The organism is Pseudomonas sp. FW305-20 (assembly GCF_058788075.1).
In genome coordinates, this window is the sequence record NZ_JBYTAJ010000017.1 from 58161 (window position 1) to 75878 (window position 17718).

The 17718-nt window shown below is 59.6% G+C and carries 13 protein-coding genes; 8 read left to right on the forward strand and 5 right to left on the reverse strand.

The features are described 5' to 3' along the window. The first annotated feature begins 4 nt into the window (after positions 1-4). The 3 genes from AC3WP4_RS16395 (at position 5) to AC3WP4_RS16405 (ending at position 6745) form a co-directional block, all read left to right on the forward strand. The gene (locus tag AC3WP4_RS16395) at positions 5-3280 is read left to right on the forward strand and encodes a transglutaminase family protein (RefSeq protein ID WP_102615322.1); all 3276 of its coding nucleotides are present in this window, start codon (positions 5-7) and stop codon (positions 3278-3280) included. An 88-nt stretch (positions 3281-3368) separates the two neighbouring features. Beyond that, positions 3369-5855: a circularly permuted type 2 ATP-grasp protein gene (locus tag AC3WP4_RS16400; protein WP_074873242.1), complete on the forward strand. Its 2487-nt coding sequence runs from the start codon at positions 3369-3371 to the stop codon at positions 5853-5855. Continuing rightward, entirely contained in the window at positions 5855-6745 is an 891-nt protein-coding gene (locus AC3WP4_RS16405) for a transglutaminase family protein (protein WP_102615321.1), read from the forward strand. Before AC3WP4_RS16400 ends, AC3WP4_RS16405 begins: the two co-directional genes overlap by 1 nt. A gap of 223 nt (positions 6746-6968) precedes the next feature. On the opposite strand, the gene AC3WP4_RS16410 is transcribed toward AC3WP4_RS16405, so the two are convergent. Beyond that, positions 6969-7160, reverse strand: a complete 192-nt coding sequence (locus AC3WP4_RS16410; protein WP_074873247.1) for a hypothetical protein — start codon at positions 7158-7160, stop codon at positions 6969-6971. 68 nt (positions 7161-7228) lie between these two features. Next, a complete protein-coding gene (locus AC3WP4_RS16415) occupies positions 7229-7816 on the reverse strand; it encodes a cytokinin riboside 5'-monophosphate phosphoribohydrolase (RefSeq protein ID WP_008157022.1) in 588 nt (195 codons plus the stop codon). A 343-nt stretch (positions 7817-8159) separates the two neighbouring features. On the opposite strand from AC3WP4_RS16415, the gene azu reads away from it, so the two are divergent. Then, a complete protein-coding gene (gene azu / locus AC3WP4_RS16420; RefSeq protein ID WP_046054918.1) occupies positions 8160-8606 on the forward strand; it encodes an azurin in 447 nt (148 codons plus the stop codon). A 218-nt stretch (positions 8607-8824) separates the two neighbouring features. On the opposite strand, the gene nadE is transcribed toward azu, so the two are convergent. From nadE to AC3WP4_RS16435, 3 genes are all read right to left on the reverse strand, one after another. Then, the gene (gene nadE, locus AC3WP4_RS16425) at positions 8825-9652 is read right to left on the reverse strand and encodes an NAD(+) synthase (RefSeq protein ID WP_074873254.1); all 828 of its coding nucleotides are present in this window, start codon (positions 9650-9652) and stop codon (positions 8825-8827) included. A 4-nt stretch (positions 9653-9656) separates the two neighbouring features. Next, entirely contained in the window at positions 9657-10883 is a 1227-nt protein-coding gene (pncB, locus tag AC3WP4_RS16430) for a nicotinate phosphoribosyltransferase (protein WP_074873257.1), read from the reverse strand. Between the two features lie 229 nt (positions 10884-11112). Continuing rightward, entirely contained in the window at positions 11113-12024 is a 912-nt protein-coding gene (locus AC3WP4_RS16435) for a LysR family transcriptional regulator (protein WP_074873261.1), read from the reverse strand. Positions 12025-12198: 174 nt separating this feature from the next. Here AC3WP4_RS16435 and amaB point away from each other — a divergent pair, with 174 nt between their 5' ends. From amaB to AC3WP4_RS16455, 4 genes are all read left to right on the forward strand, one after another. Beyond that, positions 12199-13689 carry an L-piperidine-6-carboxylate dehydrogenase gene (gene amaB, locus AC3WP4_RS16440; RefSeq protein ID WP_076028846.1) on the forward strand — a complete coding sequence of 497 codons (1491 nt, stop codon included), beginning with the start codon at positions 12199-12201 and terminating at the stop codon, positions 13687-13689. Between the two features lie 159 nt (positions 13690-13848). After that, complete coding sequence (amaA, locus tag AC3WP4_RS16445) at positions 13849-15132, forward strand: L-pipecolate oxidase (RefSeq protein WP_074873267.1); 1284 nt, start codon at positions 13849-13851, stop codon at positions 15130-15132. 364 nt (positions 15133-15496) lie between these two features. Continuing rightward, positions 15497-16630: an ABC transporter substrate-binding protein gene (locus tag AC3WP4_RS16450; protein ID WP_074873270.1), complete on the forward strand. Its 1134-nt coding sequence runs from the start codon at positions 15497-15499 to the stop codon at positions 16628-16630. 170 nt (positions 16631-16800) lie between these two features. Continuing rightward, positions 16801-17715: an ABC transporter permease subunit gene (locus AC3WP4_RS16455; protein WP_074873272.1), complete on the forward strand. Its 915-nt coding sequence runs from the start codon at positions 16801-16803 to the stop codon at positions 17713-17715. Positions 17716-17718 lie beyond the last annotated feature (3 nt).

Below are 17718 nucleotides of genomic sequence, written 5' to 3' on the forward strand. Positions count from 1 at the left end.
CGCCGTGTCGATTCATGTCGCATTGCATCACGTCACGCATTACCGATACGACCGCGCCGTCGAACTCGGTCCGCAGATCGTTCGCTTGCGCCCGGCTGCCCACAGCCGCACGCGGATATTGTCCTATGCGCTGAAAGTCTCTCCCGAGCAGCACTTCATTAACTGGCAGCAGGACCCCCAGGGCAATTACCTGGCGCGGTTGGTGTTCCCGGAGAAAACCCAAGAGCTGCGCATTGAAGTCGATCTGCTGGCGGAGATGGCAGTCTTCAATCCGTTCGACTTCTTCCTCGAGCCCTACGCGGAAAAGATTCCTTTTGCCTACGCCGCGGATGAGCGCAAGGAGCTGGCGCCGTATCTGGAAACCTTGCCCCTGACGCCGAAATTCAAGGCGTATCTGGATGGCATCGACCGCACGCCGCTGCCCAGTGTGGATTTTCTGGTCGCACTCAATCAGCGCCTGAGCGAGGACATTGGTTACCTGATTCGCATGGAACCGGGCGTGCAAACGCCCGAACATACCCTCGAACATGCCTCTGGTTCCTGCCGCGACTCGGCGTGGTTGCTGGTGCAGTTGTTGCGCAACCTCGGCCTGGCGGCGCGTTTCGTCTCCGGTTACCTGATTCAACTGACCGCCGACGTCAAAAGCCTCGACGGCCCGTCGGGCACTGACGTGGACTTCACCGACCTGCATGCCTGGTGCGAGGTCTATTTGCCCGGTGCTGGCTGGATCGGCCTGGACGCGACGTCAGGGCTGTTTGCCGGTGAAGGACACATTCCGTTGGCCTGTAGTCCCGATCCGGGCTCTGCGGCACCGATCAGTGGCTTGGTTGAACCGTGCGAGTGCGAATTCACCCACGAAATGTCGGTGGAGCGGATTTGGGAAGCACCACGGGTAACAAAGCCCTACACCGAAGACCAATGGCTGGCGATCCAGGCGTTGGGTCGGCAGATCGATGCCGACCTGTTGGAGGGTGACGTACGCCTGACCATGGGCGGCGAACCGACGTTTGTTTCCATCGACGATCCAGACGGCGCCGAGTGGAACACGGCGGCACTGGGGCCAGACAAGCGGCGTCTGTCCGCCGAACTGTTCCAGCGCATGCGCAGGCACTACGCGCCCAATGGTCTGGTGCATTTCGGCCAGGGCAAGTGGTACCCCGGCGAGCAATTGCCGCGCTGGTCGTTGAACTTCTACTGGCGCCGCGACAACGTACCGATCTGGCGCAACAGCGCGCTGATTGCCGATGAGCAGCAAGACTACGGTGCCGATGGCGAGTTGGCCGGGCGTTTTCTGGCGAGTGTCGCTGAGCGCCTGAAAATTCCGACACGTTTTGTGTTTCCAGCCTACGAAGACAATTTCTATTACCTCTGGCGCGAAGGCACTTTGCCGCAGAACGTCAGCGCCGAAGACTCGCGACTGGAAGAGCCGCTGGAGCGGGCGCGACTGCGCAAAGTTTTCAGCCAGGGCCTGGACAAGGTCATCGGCCAGGTCCTGCCGCTGGCGCGCACCGCCAAGGGCGATCAATGGCAAAGCGGCCCTTGGTATCTGCGCGACGAGCATTGCCGACTGGTGCCAGGGGATTCGCCGCTGGGCTATCGCTTGCCGCTCGGCTCGCAGCCATGGGTGAAAGCGGCGGAATACCCGTTCATTCATCCTGTGGACCCGAATCAGGATTTCCCCGCGCTGCCCGACACTGCGCAACTTCAGCGCCAAGGCGAGCCTGCGGTGGCTGAAGAACGCACGCCAAAGATCGACGAGTCCGCCGATTGGCTGACCCGCACCGCGTTCTGCGCGGAGGCGCGAGAAGGCCGGTTGTACCTGTTCATGCCGCCGCTGGAGCGGGTCGAGGATTATCTGGAACTGGTCAGCGCCATCGAAGCCACCGCCGAGGAATTGCATTGCCCGGTGTTGCTGGAAGGCTATGAGCCGCCGAGCGACCCGCGCCTGAGCAACTTCCGGATCACGCCCGATCCGGGTGTGATCGAGGTCAACGTGCAGCCGTCCGCCACCTGGGATGAACTGGTCGAGCGCACCGAGTTTCTGTACGAAGAAGCGCGCCAGACCCGACTGACCACAGAGAAATTCATGATCGACGGCCGGCACACCGGCACCGGCGGCGGTAACCATTTCGTACTGGGCGGCGCGACACCGGCTGACTCACCGTTTCTACGCCGCCCCGATCTGCTGCGCAGCCTGATCAGCTACTGGCATAACCACCCGTCCTTGTCCTACCTCTTTTCCGGATTATTCATCGGCCCGACATCTCAGGCGCCACGGGTTGATGAAGCGCGCAATGATGCGTTGTATGAATTGGAAATCGCCTTTGCCCAAATGCCTGAGCCGGGTGAGGAGTGCGCGCCGTGGCTGGTGGATCGGCTGCTGCGCAACCTGCTGATCGACGTGACCGGCAACACACACCGCGCCGAGTTCTGCATCGACAAGCTGTATTCACCGGATGGCGCGACGGGACGCCTGGGGTTGCTCGAATTACGCGCCTTTGAGATGCCGCCCCATGCTCGCATGAGCCTGGCACAACAGTTGTTGCTGCGGGCGCTGGTGGCTCGATTCTGGCGCGAGCCTTATGCACCGCCGAAACTGGCGCGCTGGGGCACGGAGCTGCACGACCGATTCCTGTTGCCCCACTTTATCGAACAGGATTTCGCCGACGTCATCGTCGACCTCAATGCCGCCGGTTATCCGGTGCGCGCCGAGTGGTTTGCGGCGCATCTTGAGTTTCGTTTTCCCAAGGTCGGCGATTACGCGGTCAGCGGGATCGAACTGGAATTACGTCAAGCGCTGGAGCCCTGGCATGTGCTGGGCGAAGAGGGCGCGGTCGGCGGCACGGTGCGTTATGTGGATTCGTCGCTGGAACGCTTGCAGGTCAAGCTCACGGGCCTGTCACCACAGCGTTATGTGCTGACCTGCAATGGCATTCCAGTGCCATTGCAACCCACCGGGCGGGTCGGCGAGTTTGTCGCCGGGGTGCGTTTTCGCGCCTGGCAACCGGCCAACTGCCTGCAACCGACTATCCCGGTCCATGCGCCGTTGGTATTCGACCTGCTCGACACCTGGATGCAGCGCTCGCTGGGTGGTTGTCAGTACCACGTTGCCCATCCGGGCGGGCGCAACTACGACAGCTTGCCGGTGAACGCCAATGAGGCGGAGAGCCGTCGAATGGCGCGTTTTTTCCGCATCGGACATACGCCGGGGAAACTTCCTATACCCAATATGGAAATTAACGACGAGCTACCGATGACTCTCGATTTACGACGTTTCTAAACCGTACGCGACGCTCGGATTTTTCGTATATCCGGGCGTCATGAGCCTGCGTTAGTCTGACCGTTCCTAGCTGTCTGCCGAGCTTTCCATGCCTGACCTGCTTGACCGCTACCCGCTGACGGCGGGCACTTATCACGAACTGCTCGACGACAACGGCGCGGTACGCCCGCATTGGCGTCGGTTGTTCGATCAATTGCAGCGCAGCACGCCAACACAATTGGTGCAGCGTCAGGCGCTGCTGACTCGGCAGATCCAGGAAAACGGCGTGACCTATAACGTCTACGCCGATCCCAAGGGGGCGGATCGACCTTGGGAACTTGATCTGCTGCCGCACGTGATTGCGGCTGATGAATGGCAGCAGTTATCGGCGGGGATCGCCCAGCGGGCACGCTTGCTCAATGCTGTGCTGGCAGATTTGTACGGCCCGCAACGGCTGATCGCTGAGGGTCTGCTGCCTGCTGAACTGGTCTTCGGTCACAACAATTTCCTCTGGCCCTGTCAGGGCATTACGCCCCCCGACGGGGCTTTTCTGCATCTGTACGCCGTGGATCTGGCGCGTACGCCTGACGGTCGCTGGTGGGTCACGGCGGATCGGACGCAAGCGCCATCCGGTGCCGGTTATGCGCTGGAAAACCGCACGATCGTGTCCCGTGCCTTTCCCGAGCTGTATCGCGATCTGAAAGTGCAGCACCTGGCCGGGTTCTTTCGCACGCTTCAGGAAACCCTGGCCCGTCAGGCGCCCAGTGATAATGACGCGCCGCTGATCGTGCTGCTGACGCCGGGACGTTTCAACGAAAGCTATTTCGAGCACCTCTATCTGGCGCGCCAGCTCGGTTATCCGCTGGTAGAGGGCGGCGACCTGACCGTCCGGGATGCCACGGTCTACCTGAAAACCTTGAGCGGATTGCGCCGGGTTCACGCGATCATGCGGCGACTCGACGATGACTTCTGCGATCCGCTGGAGCTGCGCACTGACTCGGCCCTTGGCGTGCCGGGATTGCTGGAAGCGGTACGCCGAGGGCGGGTGCTGGTGGCCAACGCCCTCGGCAGCGGTGTGCTGGAGTCGCCGGGGTTGTTAGGCTTTCTGCCGAGGATCAATCAATTCCTGTTCGGCGAAGAATTGATCCTGCCCTCCATCGCCACCTGGTGGTGCGGTGAAGCGCCGGTGCTGGCCCAGGCCCTGGAAAAATTGCCGGAGTTGTTGATCAAACCGGCTTTTCCGTCGCAGAGCTTTACTCCGGTATTTGGCCGTGATTTGAGTGAAAAACAGCGGCAGGAACTGGCTGAGCGCATGCAAGCGCGGCCTTACGCCTATGTCGCGCAAGAATTGGCTCAGCTCTCTCAAGCGCCGATCTGGCAGGCTGAAGACGGTCATCTGCAACCTCGAGCCATTGGCATGCGCGTGTACGCAGTGGCCAGCCGTGAGGGCTATCGGGTTTTGCCCGGCGGCCTTACCCGGGTTGCCGCCGAGGCTGACGCCGAAGTGGTGTCGATGCAACGCGGTGGCGCGAGCAAGGACACCTGGGTGTTGGGCGATCGCCCGCCGAGCGGTGAGCAATGGAAAACCCAGCGCACAATCGGCGTACACGATTTGGTGCGACGGGATCCGTATCTGCCTTCGCGGGTGGTGGAAAACCTGTTCTGGTTCGGCCGTTATTGCGAACGCTGTGATGACAGCGCGCGGCTGCTGCGAATCATGCTGGCGCGGTATGTCGATGGCGATGACCCTCAAGCCCTTGAGGCGGCGGTCGATCTGGGCGAACGGTTGATGTTGTTGCCCGATGAAGGCGAGTTGCCGGAGCGTTTGCTGGCGGCATTGCTCGGCGATGACTGGTCGTTCAGCCTGCGCTCCAACCTGCAGCGTTTGCAGTGGGCGGCCTCGCAGGTTCGCGGCAAGCTCTCACGGGAAAACTGGCAAGCGCTGGTGGAGCTGCAGCGCGAGGCCCTGGAGCTGGAAGCCGAAGCGCCGGATTTCGGCGAATTGCTGGATTTCCTCAACCGTTTGGTGATGTCCCTGGCGGCGTTATCCGGGTTTGCCCTCGACGATATGACCCGGGACGAAGGCTGGCGCTTCCTGATGATCGGTCGCCGGATCGAACGCCTGCAATTTCTCAGCGCCAGCCTGGCGGCATTTTTGCGCGGTGCCGGTGCTTTCGATCAGGCCGGACTGGAGTGGCTGCTGGAGCTGGGCAACAGCAGCATCACCTACCGTTCGCGGTATCTGGCGGTGGCGCAACTGATTCCGGTGCTTGACCTGTTACTGCTCGACGAGCAGAACCCTCATGCCGTGCTTTTTCAGTTGAAACTGGTGACTCGTACCTTGAAACGCTTGAATGACGACTTCGGCGTGCCTCGCGAAGTGGGGTTGCCGCAGTTGGTGGAACGCCTGGCACAGTTCGATCTGGGATGCCTGGAGAACTCGCTGTTCGGCGAAGCCAGCGTGCGGGCAGCCATCGAGGGGCTGGCCGACCTGTTACAAGAGATCGCCGACGCCAGCGGACAAGTGTCGGATCGTCTGGCGTTGCGCCATTTCGCCCACGTCGATGACGTCAGCCAGCGCACGGTGTCCGTCTGATGAGCGCCCGTTACCAGATTCTCCACGACACCCATTATCACTACGACAGCCCGGTCTCTCTGGCCCAGCAACTTGCGCACCTGTGGCCACGGGCGTGTGCCTGGCAGCGCTGCACCGAGCAGCAACTGCAGATCAGTCCCGACCCGACGAGCCGCCGCGATGAACTGGATGTGTTCGGTAATCCGCTGACCCGGTTGGCGTTCGAACGGCCGCATGATGAATTGCTGGTCAATGCCCGGCTCACCGTCGAAGTGCTGGCCCGGCCTGCGCTGGATTTCAATCAATCCCCCGCGTGGGAAGAAACCCGCAACGCGTTGACCTACAGCAGTCAGCCGCTTTCCCCCCAATTGCTGGAAGCGTGTCGTTACCGGTTCGAATCGCCCTACGTGCATTTGAAACGCAACTTCGTCGAGTTTTCCGAAAGCTGTTTTCCACCGGGTCGGCCGCTGCTGTTGGGTGTTCAGGCGCTGATGGAGAAGATCTTCAGCGAGTTCACCTTCGATGCCGAGGCGACCCAAGTGGCGACGCCGCTGGTGGAAGTGCTGGAGCGCCGGCGCGGTGTTTGTCAGGACTTCGCTCACCTGATGCTCGCCTGCGTACGCTCCCGTGGGTTGGCGGCGCGGTACATCAGCGGCTACCTGCTGACCCAGCCACCACCGGGCCAGCCGCGACTGATCGGCGCCGATGCGTCACATGCCTGGGTTTCAGTGTTTTGCCCGGTGCTCGGGTGGGTGGATTTCGACCCGACCAACAACGTGCAGCCGGCGCTGGAGCACATCACCTTGGCCTGGGGCCGGGATTTTTCCGATGTATCGCCGTTGCGCGGGGTGATTCTGGGAGGGGGTAATCATGACCCGGAAGTCCGCGTCACAGTGATGCCACTGGAGTGACCACGATCCACTGCAGGAGCGAGCCTGCTCGCGATAGCGGTCCATCAGTCAAATAATTGCCAAGCGTGCCGCCGTCATCGCGAGCAGGCTCGCTCCCACAAGGGAATGGGCAAGTCAGTTCTGGAGGGGGCATTTCAGATGGGACTGTGAGGGTCAGCAAAGAGACTGCTGACCCTGGACACAGATCCGGTGGGCCTGATCAGATCATCGGGCCCTGAGGGTCTCAGGCGTCGGGCGCCTGATCTTTCGGTGTTTCAACTGCGTCTTCTGCGGCCACTTCACCTTCTGCATCCGGGTTCAGTGCGGCGGCTTCTTCTTCAGCTGTAGCTTTCTTGCGCTGAAGCTTTTCCTCTTTCTTCTGCTCCTTGGCCAAGTCTCTCTGACGTTTGGCGAAGGAATAATTGGGTTTAGCCATGGGCGATCCTCTGGGGTCGAAGGTGAGGTTGAGCGGCGCGTATTCTGCCCTGTATCGATGCCCAGCCGTTAGCTGGGTTTTTGCTCGATCCACTTTGGCACCACTGTCGGCTGCCAGGCATCGAGTTCATCAAGCAGGGTTTGCGGCGATTCGCTCACTTGCAGCATGTCACGGTGCGGTTCGCGAACGAAGCCTTCGCCGACGATATGATCGAGAAAAGACGTCAATTTGCTATAGAAACCGTTCACTTCCAGCAGCCCCAGTGGTTTTCCGTGGTAGCCGAGCTGGCCCCAGGTCCAGACTTCGAACAGTTCTTCCAGCGTGCCCAGGCCGCCGGGCAGGGCGATAAAGGCGTCACTGAGTTCGGCCATTCGCGCCTTGCGTGCGTGCATGCCGTCGACCACTTCCAGGCGAGTCAGGCCGCTGTGGCCGATTTCCTTGTCCTTGAGGCTTTGCGGGATGATCCCGATCACTTCGCCGCCGGCTGCCAGCGCAGCATCGGCGACGATGCCCATCAGCCCGACCGCGCCGCCGCCATAAACCAGAGTCAATTTACGCTCGGCCAATGCTCGCCCCAAGGCGACAGCCGCTTCACGATAAGCCGGGTTGGTGCCAGTGCTGGCACCGCAAAATACACAAACGGACGCTAAAGACATGCCTTACTCCATGGTCAGGATGGCCACAGAGTAAAGGCAGGCACGCGGCGTTCCAAGGTCTACACTTCGCTTTCAGGTGTTCCACAGGTTCCGCTGGCGCCACAGGCGTAGGCGGCGAGCAAACTGCGCAACAGGCTGTTAAGGGACATGACTGACGCTCCAGATGGGTGGGGACGCGCTGATGATAGGGCCGTCCCAGACGTCTGGCTGGTAGATTGTTTCGATAGGTGTCATAGCTCTAAAGTTGTATACAATTTTTGATTCAGGTCATAGGAACTTGCGAAGTTTTCAGGCAGTCTTCTGTCCACTCGCACTTTTATTAACCCTGCCTTGGAGATTCACCATGTTTGCCAAACTTGTTGCAGTATCCCTGCTGACTCTGGCCAGCAGCCAATTGATGGCTGCCGAGTGCAAGGTCACTGTCGACTCGACTGACCAGATGTCCTTCGATACCAAGGAAATCAGCATCGACAAGAGCTGCAAGACGTTCACCGTGGAGCTGAAACACTCCGGCAACCTGCCTAAAAACGTCATGGGCCATAACTGGGTGCTGAGTAAAGAAGCTGATATGCAGCCGATCGCCACCGCGGGTCTGGCCGCAGGCATCGAAAAGAACTACCTGCCGGAAGGTGACGCGCGCATCATCGCCCACACCAAAATCATCGGCGCCAAGGAAACCGACTCGGTGACCTTCGACGTGTCGAAGCTCGATGCTGCCGAGAAGTACGGCTTCTTCTGCTCGTTCCCTGGCCACATCTCGATGATGAAAGGCACTGTTGTGCTTAAGTAATCGAATCGAACGCATAAAAAAAGCGTCCACTTGGGACGCTTTTTTTTGTTTACTTATTGGCCAACGCAAATCCCGTCAACGCCAATCTCTGTAGGAGCTGTCGAGTGAAACGAGGCTGCGATCTTTTGATCTTGATCTTAAAAATCAAAGTCCAAAGATCGCAGCCTCGTTTCACTCGACAGCTCCTACAGGCTCCTACAGGCGCCTATGGGGTGAAATCAAGGCGCAAACGGCATCACTCGCTTGTGATGAGTCTTTTTATACGTGTCACAAATGATCTTGAACGCTTCCTCACGCACTGGCTCGCCGTGCAAAAACGCGTCGATCTCGGCATAGGTCACGCCGTGGGACGCTTCATCCGGCTTGCCGGGCGAGAGGTCTTCAAGGTCCGCCGTCGGGATTTTTTCCACCAATGATTCCGGTGCGCCGAAGCTGCGGGCGATGTCCCGGACCTGGTTTTTCACCAGGCCGCTCAGCGGTGCCAGGTCGCAGGCGCCATCACCGAACTTGGTGAAGAAACCCATCACCGCTTCCGCCGCGTGGTCGGTGCCGATCACCAGGCCGTGGGCTGCGCCGGCGATGGTGTACTGGGCGACCATGCGCATCCGCGCCTTGGTGTTGCCGAGCACGAAATCCACCGAGACCGCGTGCTTGCCTTCGAAGGCTGCGACTTCACTGGCCAGGGATTTGACCGCCGGACCGATGTTCACGGTGTGGCGCTCGTCCGGGGCGATGAAATCCACCGAGGCCTGGGCGTCGTGTTCGTCGAACTGGGTTTCGTACGGCAGGCGCACGGCGATGAACTTGTAGCTGTCGTCACCGCTGCGCTCGCGAAGTTCGCGCATGGCACGCTGGGCCAGCAGGCCGGCGGTCAGGGAATCGACGCCGCCGCTGATACCGAGCACCAGGGTCTTGAGCCCGGAATTGACCAGGCAATCCTGGATGAAGGTAATCCGCCGGGCGACTTCAGCCTCGAGGGCGGCCTGGTCAGCGAACGGCGGCTGGACCTTGAGCTGTTCAGCAATCTCACGCTGTTCGGCTTGCATGAATTCACTCCTTGCTTGATGTGCTGGAAATGGCAGCAGGTACTTTGAAAACGTGTCGCAAATAGGCGACGAAATTCGGGTCTTTGCAGTGAGTCTTGCCAGGCTCATCGGAAATCTTTGCCACGGGCTGGCCGTTGCAGGCGGCCATTTTAAGCACGATGCTCATCGGTTCGACACCCGGAATATCGCAAGTCAGGTTGGTGCCGATACCGAAGCTGACATTGATCCGACCGCGCAACGCCCGAAAAATCTCCAGGGATTTTGGCAGCGTCAGGCTATCGGAGAACACCAGCGTCTTGCTCATCGGGTCGATGCCCAGTTTGTGATAGTGCGCGATGGCCTTTTCTGCCCAGAGCACCGGGTCCCCGGAATCATGGCGCAGGCCGTCAAACAGCTTGGCGAAATACAGGTCGAAATCGCTGAGAAAGGCATCGGTGGTGATGCAGTCGGTGAGGGCGATCCCCAAAAGGCCACGGTACTCGCGGACCCAGCAATCGAGGGCGGCAATCTGACTGTCGATCAACCGCGGGCCGAGTTGCTGATGGGCCATGATCCATTCGTGGGCCATGGTGCCCAACGGTTTCATGTCCAGCTCCCGTGAAAGGTGCACGTTGCTGGTGCCGACAAAACGCCCGGGGAAATCGTGCTTGAGCACGTTCACCACTTCTTCCTGCACGCGGTACGAGAAGCGACGACGAGTGCCGAAATCGGCTACCTGCAATTCGGACAATTCCTCCACGCTGGCGTTGGTGGTGAGCCAGTCGAACTTGCGGTAGAGCTGCTCGCGCGCCTGTTCCAGGACGACTTCACGGTAGCGATAGCGGTTGCGCACCTCGCTAACGATGGACAGCAGCGGCACTTCAAACAGAATCACGTGCAGCCATGGCCCGCGCAGGCGGATGAACAGCTCGCCGTTTTCGATACCGGTGTGGACGTAGCGCAGATTGAAGCGGAACAACCCGAGAAAGCGCAGGAAATCCGGCTTCATGAAGCTGATGCGCTCCATGAAACTCAACTGGTCGGCGCTCAGGCTCAACTCAGCGAGGCGCTCGATCTGGAAGCGGATTTCCGCCAGGTACGGGCGCAAATCTTCACTGTTGCGGCAACGAAACTCCCATTCGACTTCCACGTTCGGGTAGTTGTGCAGCACCGCCTGCATCATCGTCAGTTTGTAGAAGTCGGTGTCGAGCAGGTTCTGCACGATGCGATCGCCAAACACGCTCTCGCTCATAACGGGGTTCTCCGGCTGGCCGCGGCCTGTGGCAGCGACGTTGCAGCTGTTTCAATGAATGGGGCTAGTGGCGCATATCAACGGCAGGTATTGCCAGTGATTTTTTAAACCGCCACGGTTTACTGTGGGAGCGAGCCTGCTCGCGAAAGCGGTCTTTCAGTCACATCTATGTTGAATGTGCCGCCGTCTTCGCGAGCAGGCTCGCTCCCACAGGTATTGTGGTGTAACCCTAAATTTGTGCTGTCTCCGGGCTATCAATCTGCTCCAGCATCCACTTCACAAAATCGCGCACCTTCGGCACTTCCGCCGAGTGCTCCGGATACGCCAGGTAATAGGCGTCGGTGCTGGGCATCGCGTGCTGCCAGGGTATGACCAGTTTGCCGTCGGCCAATTCCTCTTCCACCAGAAACCGCGGCAACAGCGCCACGCCGCAGCCGACCTGGGCGGCGCGGATGCACATATAAAAGGTTTCGAAACGCGGACCATGGTAGCTGTGTTCGGTGTGGTAGCCCTGACTGTCAAACCAGTCGTGCCAGGCCTGGGGTCGGGAAGCGTTTTGCAGCAGGACCAGGTCGGTGAGCTGCGTAGGATCGGTGAACGGCGTGTCCGGCAGGCTGCCCGGTGCGCAGACCGGCACCAGTTCTTCGCCGAACAGCTTCAGGCATTCGGTGCCGGGCCGAGAGCCCTGGCCGAAATAAAACGCCAGGTCGCTGCGACCTTGCAATAGATCGTCGGCTTCCTGTTCGCTGCACAAGTCGAGATGGATCGACGGATGGCGCAGGCGCCAGCCTTTCAAGCGTGGCACCAGCCAGCGCGCGCCGAAGGTCGGAGGCGTCGAGACGCGCAGGACTTCGGTTTCACCGCCGTAGGAGCGAAGGTAGTGGGTCGACATCTCGACCTGCGTGAGGATTTTTCTGACCTCCACCAGGTACAAGTCACCGGCCGGGGTCATTTGCAGGCGTCGGCGCACCCGGCGGAACAGCAGGTGCTGCAGCAATTCTTCGAGTTGCGCGACCTGTTTGCTGACAGCGCTCTGGGTCAGGTTCAGCTCTTCAGCCGCCCGGGTGAAGCTCAAATGCCGGGTGACGGCCTCAAAACACTGCAGCGCGGTGATCGACGGCAAGTAGCGTTTATTCAGCATTGGTTGTCCTTTTTTCTTGTTTCTTTCTACCAGCAGTTCGCAGCATGAATAAACGGAATGATATCTCTCTTAAAGGTCGTTTGTTGGGTAACGTCGGGAGCGCTAAAACTACAGGCCTCACCAGCCGAATCAATCCGGCTGCACGTTTTCTGTTTTTCGCTTGAGGAGTGACCCATGGTTGCCGCATTGCTTGATCGTCTTGGTGTGAACCCGGCCCTGTACCAGAACGGCAAAGTGCCGGTGCATTCGCCGATCGATGGCAGCCGGATCGCCGCCGTGAACTGGGAAGGCGCCGCTGAAGTCGAGCAGCACATCAGTCGTGCAGATCATGCGTTCGAATTGTGGCGCAAGGTCCCGGCCCCGCGCCGTGGCGAACTGGTCCGCCAACTGGGCGATATCCTGCGTGAATACAAGGCCGACCTCGGCGAGCTGGTGTCCTGGGAAGCCGGCAAGATCACTCAGGAAGGCCTGGGTGAAGTTCAGGAAATGATCGACATCTGTGATTTCGCCGTCGGCCTGTCCCGTCAGTTGTACGGTTTGACCATCGCTTCCGAGCGTCCGGGCCACCACATGCGCGAAACCTGGCACCCGCTGGGCGTCGTTGGCGTGATCAGCGCGTTCAACTTCCCGGTTGCGGTTTGGGCCTGGAACACTGCGCTGGCGCTGGTCTGCGGCAACCCGGTGATCTGGAAGCCATCGGAAAAAACGCCCCTGACCGCACTGGCCTGCCAGGCACTGTTCGACCGTGTACTGAAGAATTTCAGCGATGCGCCGCCACACCTGAGCCAAGTCATCATCGGCGGTCGCGATGCCGGTGAAGCCCTGGTCGATGACCCACGTGTCGCGCTGATCAGCGCCACCGGCAGCACCCGCATGGGCCGTGAAGTGGCGCCGAAAATCGCCGCACGTTTCGCTCGCAGCATTCTGGAACTGGGCGGCAACAACGCGATGATCCTCGGTCCAAGCGCCGACCTGGACATGGCCGTAAGAGCCATCCTGTTCAGCGCCGTCGGCACTGCCGGTCAGCGTTGCACCACGTTGCGTCGCCTGATTGCCCATGAATCGGTGAAAGAAGAAATCGTCACCCGCCTGAAAGCCGCGTACTCCAAAGTGCGCATCGGCAATCCACTGGAAGGCAATCTGATCGGTCCGCTGATCGATAAACACAGCTTCGAAAACATGCAGGACGCGCTTGAGCAGGCCTTGAGCGAAGGCGGCCGGGTGTTCGGTGGCAAGCGCCAACTGGAAGACAAATTCCCTAATGCTTATTACGTCTCGCCGGCCATCGTTGAAATGCCGGAGCAGAGCGACGTGGTCTGCAACGAAACCTTCGCGCCGATTTTGTACGTGGTCGGTTACAAGGATTTCGACGAAGCGTTGCGCCTGAACAACGCCGTGCCACAAGGCCTGTCGTCGTGCATCTTCACCACTGACGTGCGTGAAGCCGAACAGTTCATGTCGGCGGTGGGCAGCGACTGCGGCATCGCCAACGTCAACATCGGCCCGAGCGGCGCGGAAATCGGCGGGGCGTTTGGCGGTGAGAAAGAAACGGGCGGCGGTCGTGAGTCCGGTTCCGATGCATGGCGCGGCTACATGCGCCGTCAGACCAACACCGTGAACTACTCGCTGGAGTTGCCGTTGGCTCAGGGTATTACCTTCGATTAAACACAGTTCTTGAACCCATAAAGAACCCTGTGGGAGCGAGCTTGCTCGCGATGAGGGCCTGTCAGCCGACATCAATGTGGCTGACAGATAGCAATCGCGAGCAGGCTCGCTCCCACAATGAATGGTGTGTGTTGGTTAGGTTTCTGTTGGAGTCTGGCAATGCCGTTACGCGAAGAGTGTCTGTGGGAAAAACTGACGCCGCAAAGGCCTGACAACGCGGCGCTCAAGGGGGAGGTGACGGTGGATGTCTGCGTCATCGGCGCTGGTTTTACCGGTCTGTCGGCGGCGGTGCATCTGCTGGAAAAAGGCAAAAGCGTCTGTGTGCTGGAAGCCCATCGCGCCGGTCATGGCGGATCGGGGCGCAACGTCGGGCTGGTCAACGCCGGGATGTGGATTCCACCGGACGAGATCGAAGCCGGATTTGGCGAAGCGGTCGGCAGTCAGCTCAATCGCATGCTCGGTGCGGCACCGTCCCTGGTGTTCAGCCTTGTGGACAAGTACAACATCGATTGCCAGCTGCGTCGCGAAGGCACGCTGCACATGGCGCACAACGCCCGTGGCGAAGCGGACTTGCGCAGTCGTGAAGAACAATGGAAACGTCGCGGCGCGCCGGTGGAACTGCTGACCGGTCAAGCCTGCGAACAAGCAACGGGCACCAAAAAGATCGCCGCTGCGTTGCTCGATCGTCGAGCCGGCACGATCAACCCAATGGCTTACACGACGGGGCTGGCCAAAGCGGCCATCGGTCTGGGCGGTCAGTTGTTCGATCATTCCCCGGTAACCCGGCTCGAACGCCAGGGCCAGCGCTGGTCGGTACAAACCGCTCAGGGTTCGGTGCTTGCCGAGCAAGTCGTGATTGCCTCCAACGCCTACACCGAAGGTGACTGGACGGAATTGCGGCGTAACTTCTTCCCCGGCTATTACTATCAAGTGGCCTCGGTCCCACTGACCGAAGAGGCGGCGCAGCAAATTCTCCCCGGTGGCCAGGGTTCCTGGGACACCCGCCAGGTTCTCAGCAGTGTTCGTCGCGACAAGGACGGTCGTCTGCTGCTCGGCAGTCTCGGTAATGGCAATCAGAAACCAACCTGGTTTCTCAAAGCCTGGGCCGATCGGGTTCAGCAGCACTATTTCCCTTACCTCAAACCGGTGGAATGGGAGTGCACCTGGACCGGTTGCATTGCCTTTACCCCCGATCATTTGATGCGTTTGTTCGAGCCGGCGCCCGGTTTAGTGGCAGTCACCGGTTACAACGGCCGGGGCGTCACGACTGGCACTGTCGTCGGCAAAGCCTTTGCCGATTATCTGTGTCACGGGAATCCTCAGGCGCTGCCGATTCCCTTCGCGCCCATGCAGCCATTGGCCGGTGTGGGATTGCGCAGCTGCCTGTACGAGGCCGGATTCTCGCTGTATCACGCAGGCCAGTGCTTGCGGATCGTTATTTGATTGTTGAAATTTGTTGCTGAAAGCGGCGCTTTTTCGCGCAGCGGCTAGCCTGTAAAAGGTGCGGGTTGTAGCAGTTGCGCACCAGCAGTGTGCACTTCGGTGACGCACGTTGTTACAGGCTGGTTGCACGTCGTTTGGCGCCGCGGTTGCAATGATGGCGCGCTCGGGTTGCGCCTTTAAAAATAAATGGTTTCACCTTCCGCGGTTTAGACGGTTGCACGCCCAATGAAAATGGGATCGAAACAGTCGAAATAACAATAAAGCAGCGACTTTTTTCAGAATAAAAAACCGATGGCACGGCCCTTGCTCTGAGCATTCAGGAAGTCGCAGTGCCAACTAAAAAAAACCCTTGGAGCACCACCTCATGTCCCAGACGTTTTACAAAAAAGGCTTTTTGGCCCTCGCAGTGGCAACTGCGTTGGGTGTTTCTGCGTTTGCACAGGCTGATGTGAAAATCGGTGTGGCGGGACCGATGACAGGCGCCAACGCGGCATTTGGCGAGCAGTACATGAAGGGTGCACAGGCTGCGGCCGATGCGGTCAACGCAGCGGGCGGCGTAAACGGGGAAAAAATCGTACTGGTCAAAGGCGATGACGCCTGCGAACCGAAACAGGCTGTGACGGTCGCCAAGGACCTGACCAACCAGAAAGTCGCTGGGGTAGTCGGTCACTTCTGCTCCTCCTCGACCATCCCGGCTTCGGAGATCTACGACGAAGCGGGCATCATCGCGATCACTCCAGGCTCCACCAACCCGGCCGTTACCGAGCGTGGCCTGAGCGCCATGTTCCGTATGTGCGGGCGTGACGACCAGCAAGGCATCGTGGCCGGTGATTACATCGTCGATGTGCTCAAGGGCAAAAAAGTCGTTGTCCTGCATGACAAGGACACCTACGGCCAAGGCCTGGCGGACGCTACCAAGGCCCAGCTGGAAAAACGCGGCGTGAAGCCGGTGCTGTACGAAGGCCTGACTCGTGGTGAAAAAGACTTCAGCACCATCGTGACCAAAATCCGCGGCGCTGGTGCCGACGTCGTCTATTTCGGTGGTCTGCACCCGGAAGCCGGTCCTCTGGTTCGTCAACTTCGTGAACAAGGCCTCAAAGACGTCAAGTTCATGTCCGATGATGGCATCGTGACCGATGAACTGGTGACCACTGCTGGCGGTCCGCAATTCGTCGACGGCGTGCTGATGACTTTCGGCGCCGACCCGCGACTGCTGCCAGACAGCAAGACCGTAGTGGACGAGTTCCGCAAGAAAGGCACCGAACCTGAAGGCTACACCTTGTACGCCTACGCTTCGGTTCAGACCCTGGCAGCTGCTTTCAATGGCGCCAAGTCCAACAAGGGCGAAGAGGCTGCCGCGTGGCTGAAGAAGAACCCGGTCAAAACCGTGATGGGCGAGAAGACCTGGGACGCCAAGGGCGACCTGAAAGTCTCCGACTACGTGGTTTACCAGTGGGACAAGGACGGCAAATACCACCAACTGGAAAAACAGAAGTGATATGAACTGCTGATGGCTCGGCCCCTCGTGCGCCGGGCCATCAATCAACATGTCCGTGCAGTACCTGTCTTTTCTCGTAGAGCTGCACACAACCGTGTTGCGCCGGTGGCTGAACCCCGGTCCGTCGCATCCGGCTTCTGTGCAGTCTCTCAAATGCGTGAGATTGCGTTATGGATGGTATTTTCCTGCAGCAACTGGTCAACGGTCTGACCCTCGGGTCGGTCTATGGCCTGATCGCCATCGGCTACACAATGGTCTATGGCATCATCGGCATGATCAACTTCGCCCACGGCGAGGTTTACATGATCTCTGCTTACCTCGCGGCGATCAGTCTGGCTCTGCTGGCATACTTCGGTATTGAATCCTTCCCTCTGCTGATGCTTGGCACACTGATCTTCACCATCATCGTCACGGCGGTGTATGGCTGGGTCATCGAACGGGTTGCCTATAAACCCCTGCGTAACTCCACCCGACTGGCACCGCTGATCAGCGCCATCGGCATTTCGCTGATCCTGCAAAACTATGCACAGATCGCCCAGGGCGCGAAGCAACAAGGTGTTCCCACCTTGCTCACGGGGGCCTGGCGCGTCGAAATCGGTACAGGTTTTGTGCAGTTGACCTACACCAAGATCTTCATTCTGGTCGCAGCGTTTGCCGGGATGGCCCTGCTGACCTACATCATCAAGTACACCAAGCTCGGCCGCATGTGCCGCGCCACTCAGCAAGATCGCAAGATGGCCTCGATTCTGGGGATCAACACCGATCGGGTGATTTCCTACGTGTTCATCATCGGTGCAGCGATGGCGGCCCTGGCCGGCGTGCTGATCACCATGAACTACGGCACATTCGACTTCTACGCGGGCTTCATCATCGGGATCAAAGCGTTCACCGCAGCGGTACTCGGCGGAATCGGCTCATTACCTGGTGCCATGCTCGGCGGGATCATTCTGGGGATTTCCGAATCGCTGTTCTCTGGTCTGGTGAACTCGGACTACAAAGACGTTTTCAGCTTCTCGCTGCTCGTTCTCGTTCTGGTCTTTCGGCCCCAAGGCCTGCTCGGCCGTCCTCTTGTGTCGAAGGTGTAAGCG

Bases quoted from the DNA above. Each gene is read 5' to 3' on its own strand.
- AC3WP4_RS16400 (WP_074873242.1), top strand. From the start codon at position 3,369: ATGCCTGACCTGCTTGACCGCTACCCGCTGACGGCGGGCACTTATCAC.
- AC3WP4_RS16405 (WP_102615321.1), top strand. From the start codon at position 5,855: ATGAGCGCCCGTTACCAGATTCTCCACGACACCCATTATCACTACGAC.
- AC3WP4_RS16410 (WP_074873247.1), bottom strand. From the start codon at position 7,160: ATGGCTAAACCCAATTATTCCTTCGCCAAACGTCAGAGAGACTTGGCC.
- AC3WP4_RS16415 (WP_008157022.1), bottom strand. From the start codon at position 7,816: ATGTCTTTAGCGTCCGTTTGTGTATTTTGCGGTGCCAGCACTGGCACC.
- azu (WP_046054918.1), top strand. From the start codon at position 8,160: ATGTTTGCCAAACTTGTTGCAGTATCCCTGCTGACTCTGGCCAGCAGC.
- nadE (WP_074873254.1), bottom strand. From the start codon at position 9,652: ATGCAAGCCGAACAGCGTGAGATTGCTGAACAGCTCAAGGTCCAGCCG.
- pncB (WP_074873257.1), bottom strand. From the start codon at position 10,883: ATGAGCGAGAGCGTGTTTGGCGATCGCATCGTGCAGAACCTGCTCGAC.
- AC3WP4_RS16435 (WP_074873261.1), bottom strand. From the start codon at position 12,024: ATGCTGAATAAACGCTACTTGCCGTCGATCACCGCGCTGCAGTGTTTT.
- amaB (WP_076028846.1), top strand. From the start codon at position 12,199: ATGGTTGCCGCATTGCTTGATCGTCTTGGTGTGAACCCGGCCCTGTAC.
- amaA (WP_074873267.1), top strand. From the start codon at position 13,849: ATGCCGTTACGCGAAGAGTGTCTGTGGGAAAAACTGACGCCGCAAAGG.
- AC3WP4_RS16450 (WP_074873270.1), top strand. From the start codon at position 15,497: ATGTCCCAGACGTTTTACAAAAAAGGCTTTTTGGCCCTCGCAGTGGCA.
- AC3WP4_RS16455 (WP_074873272.1), top strand. From the start codon at position 16,801: ATGGATGGTATTTTCCTGCAGCAACTGGTCAACGGTCTGACCCTCGGG.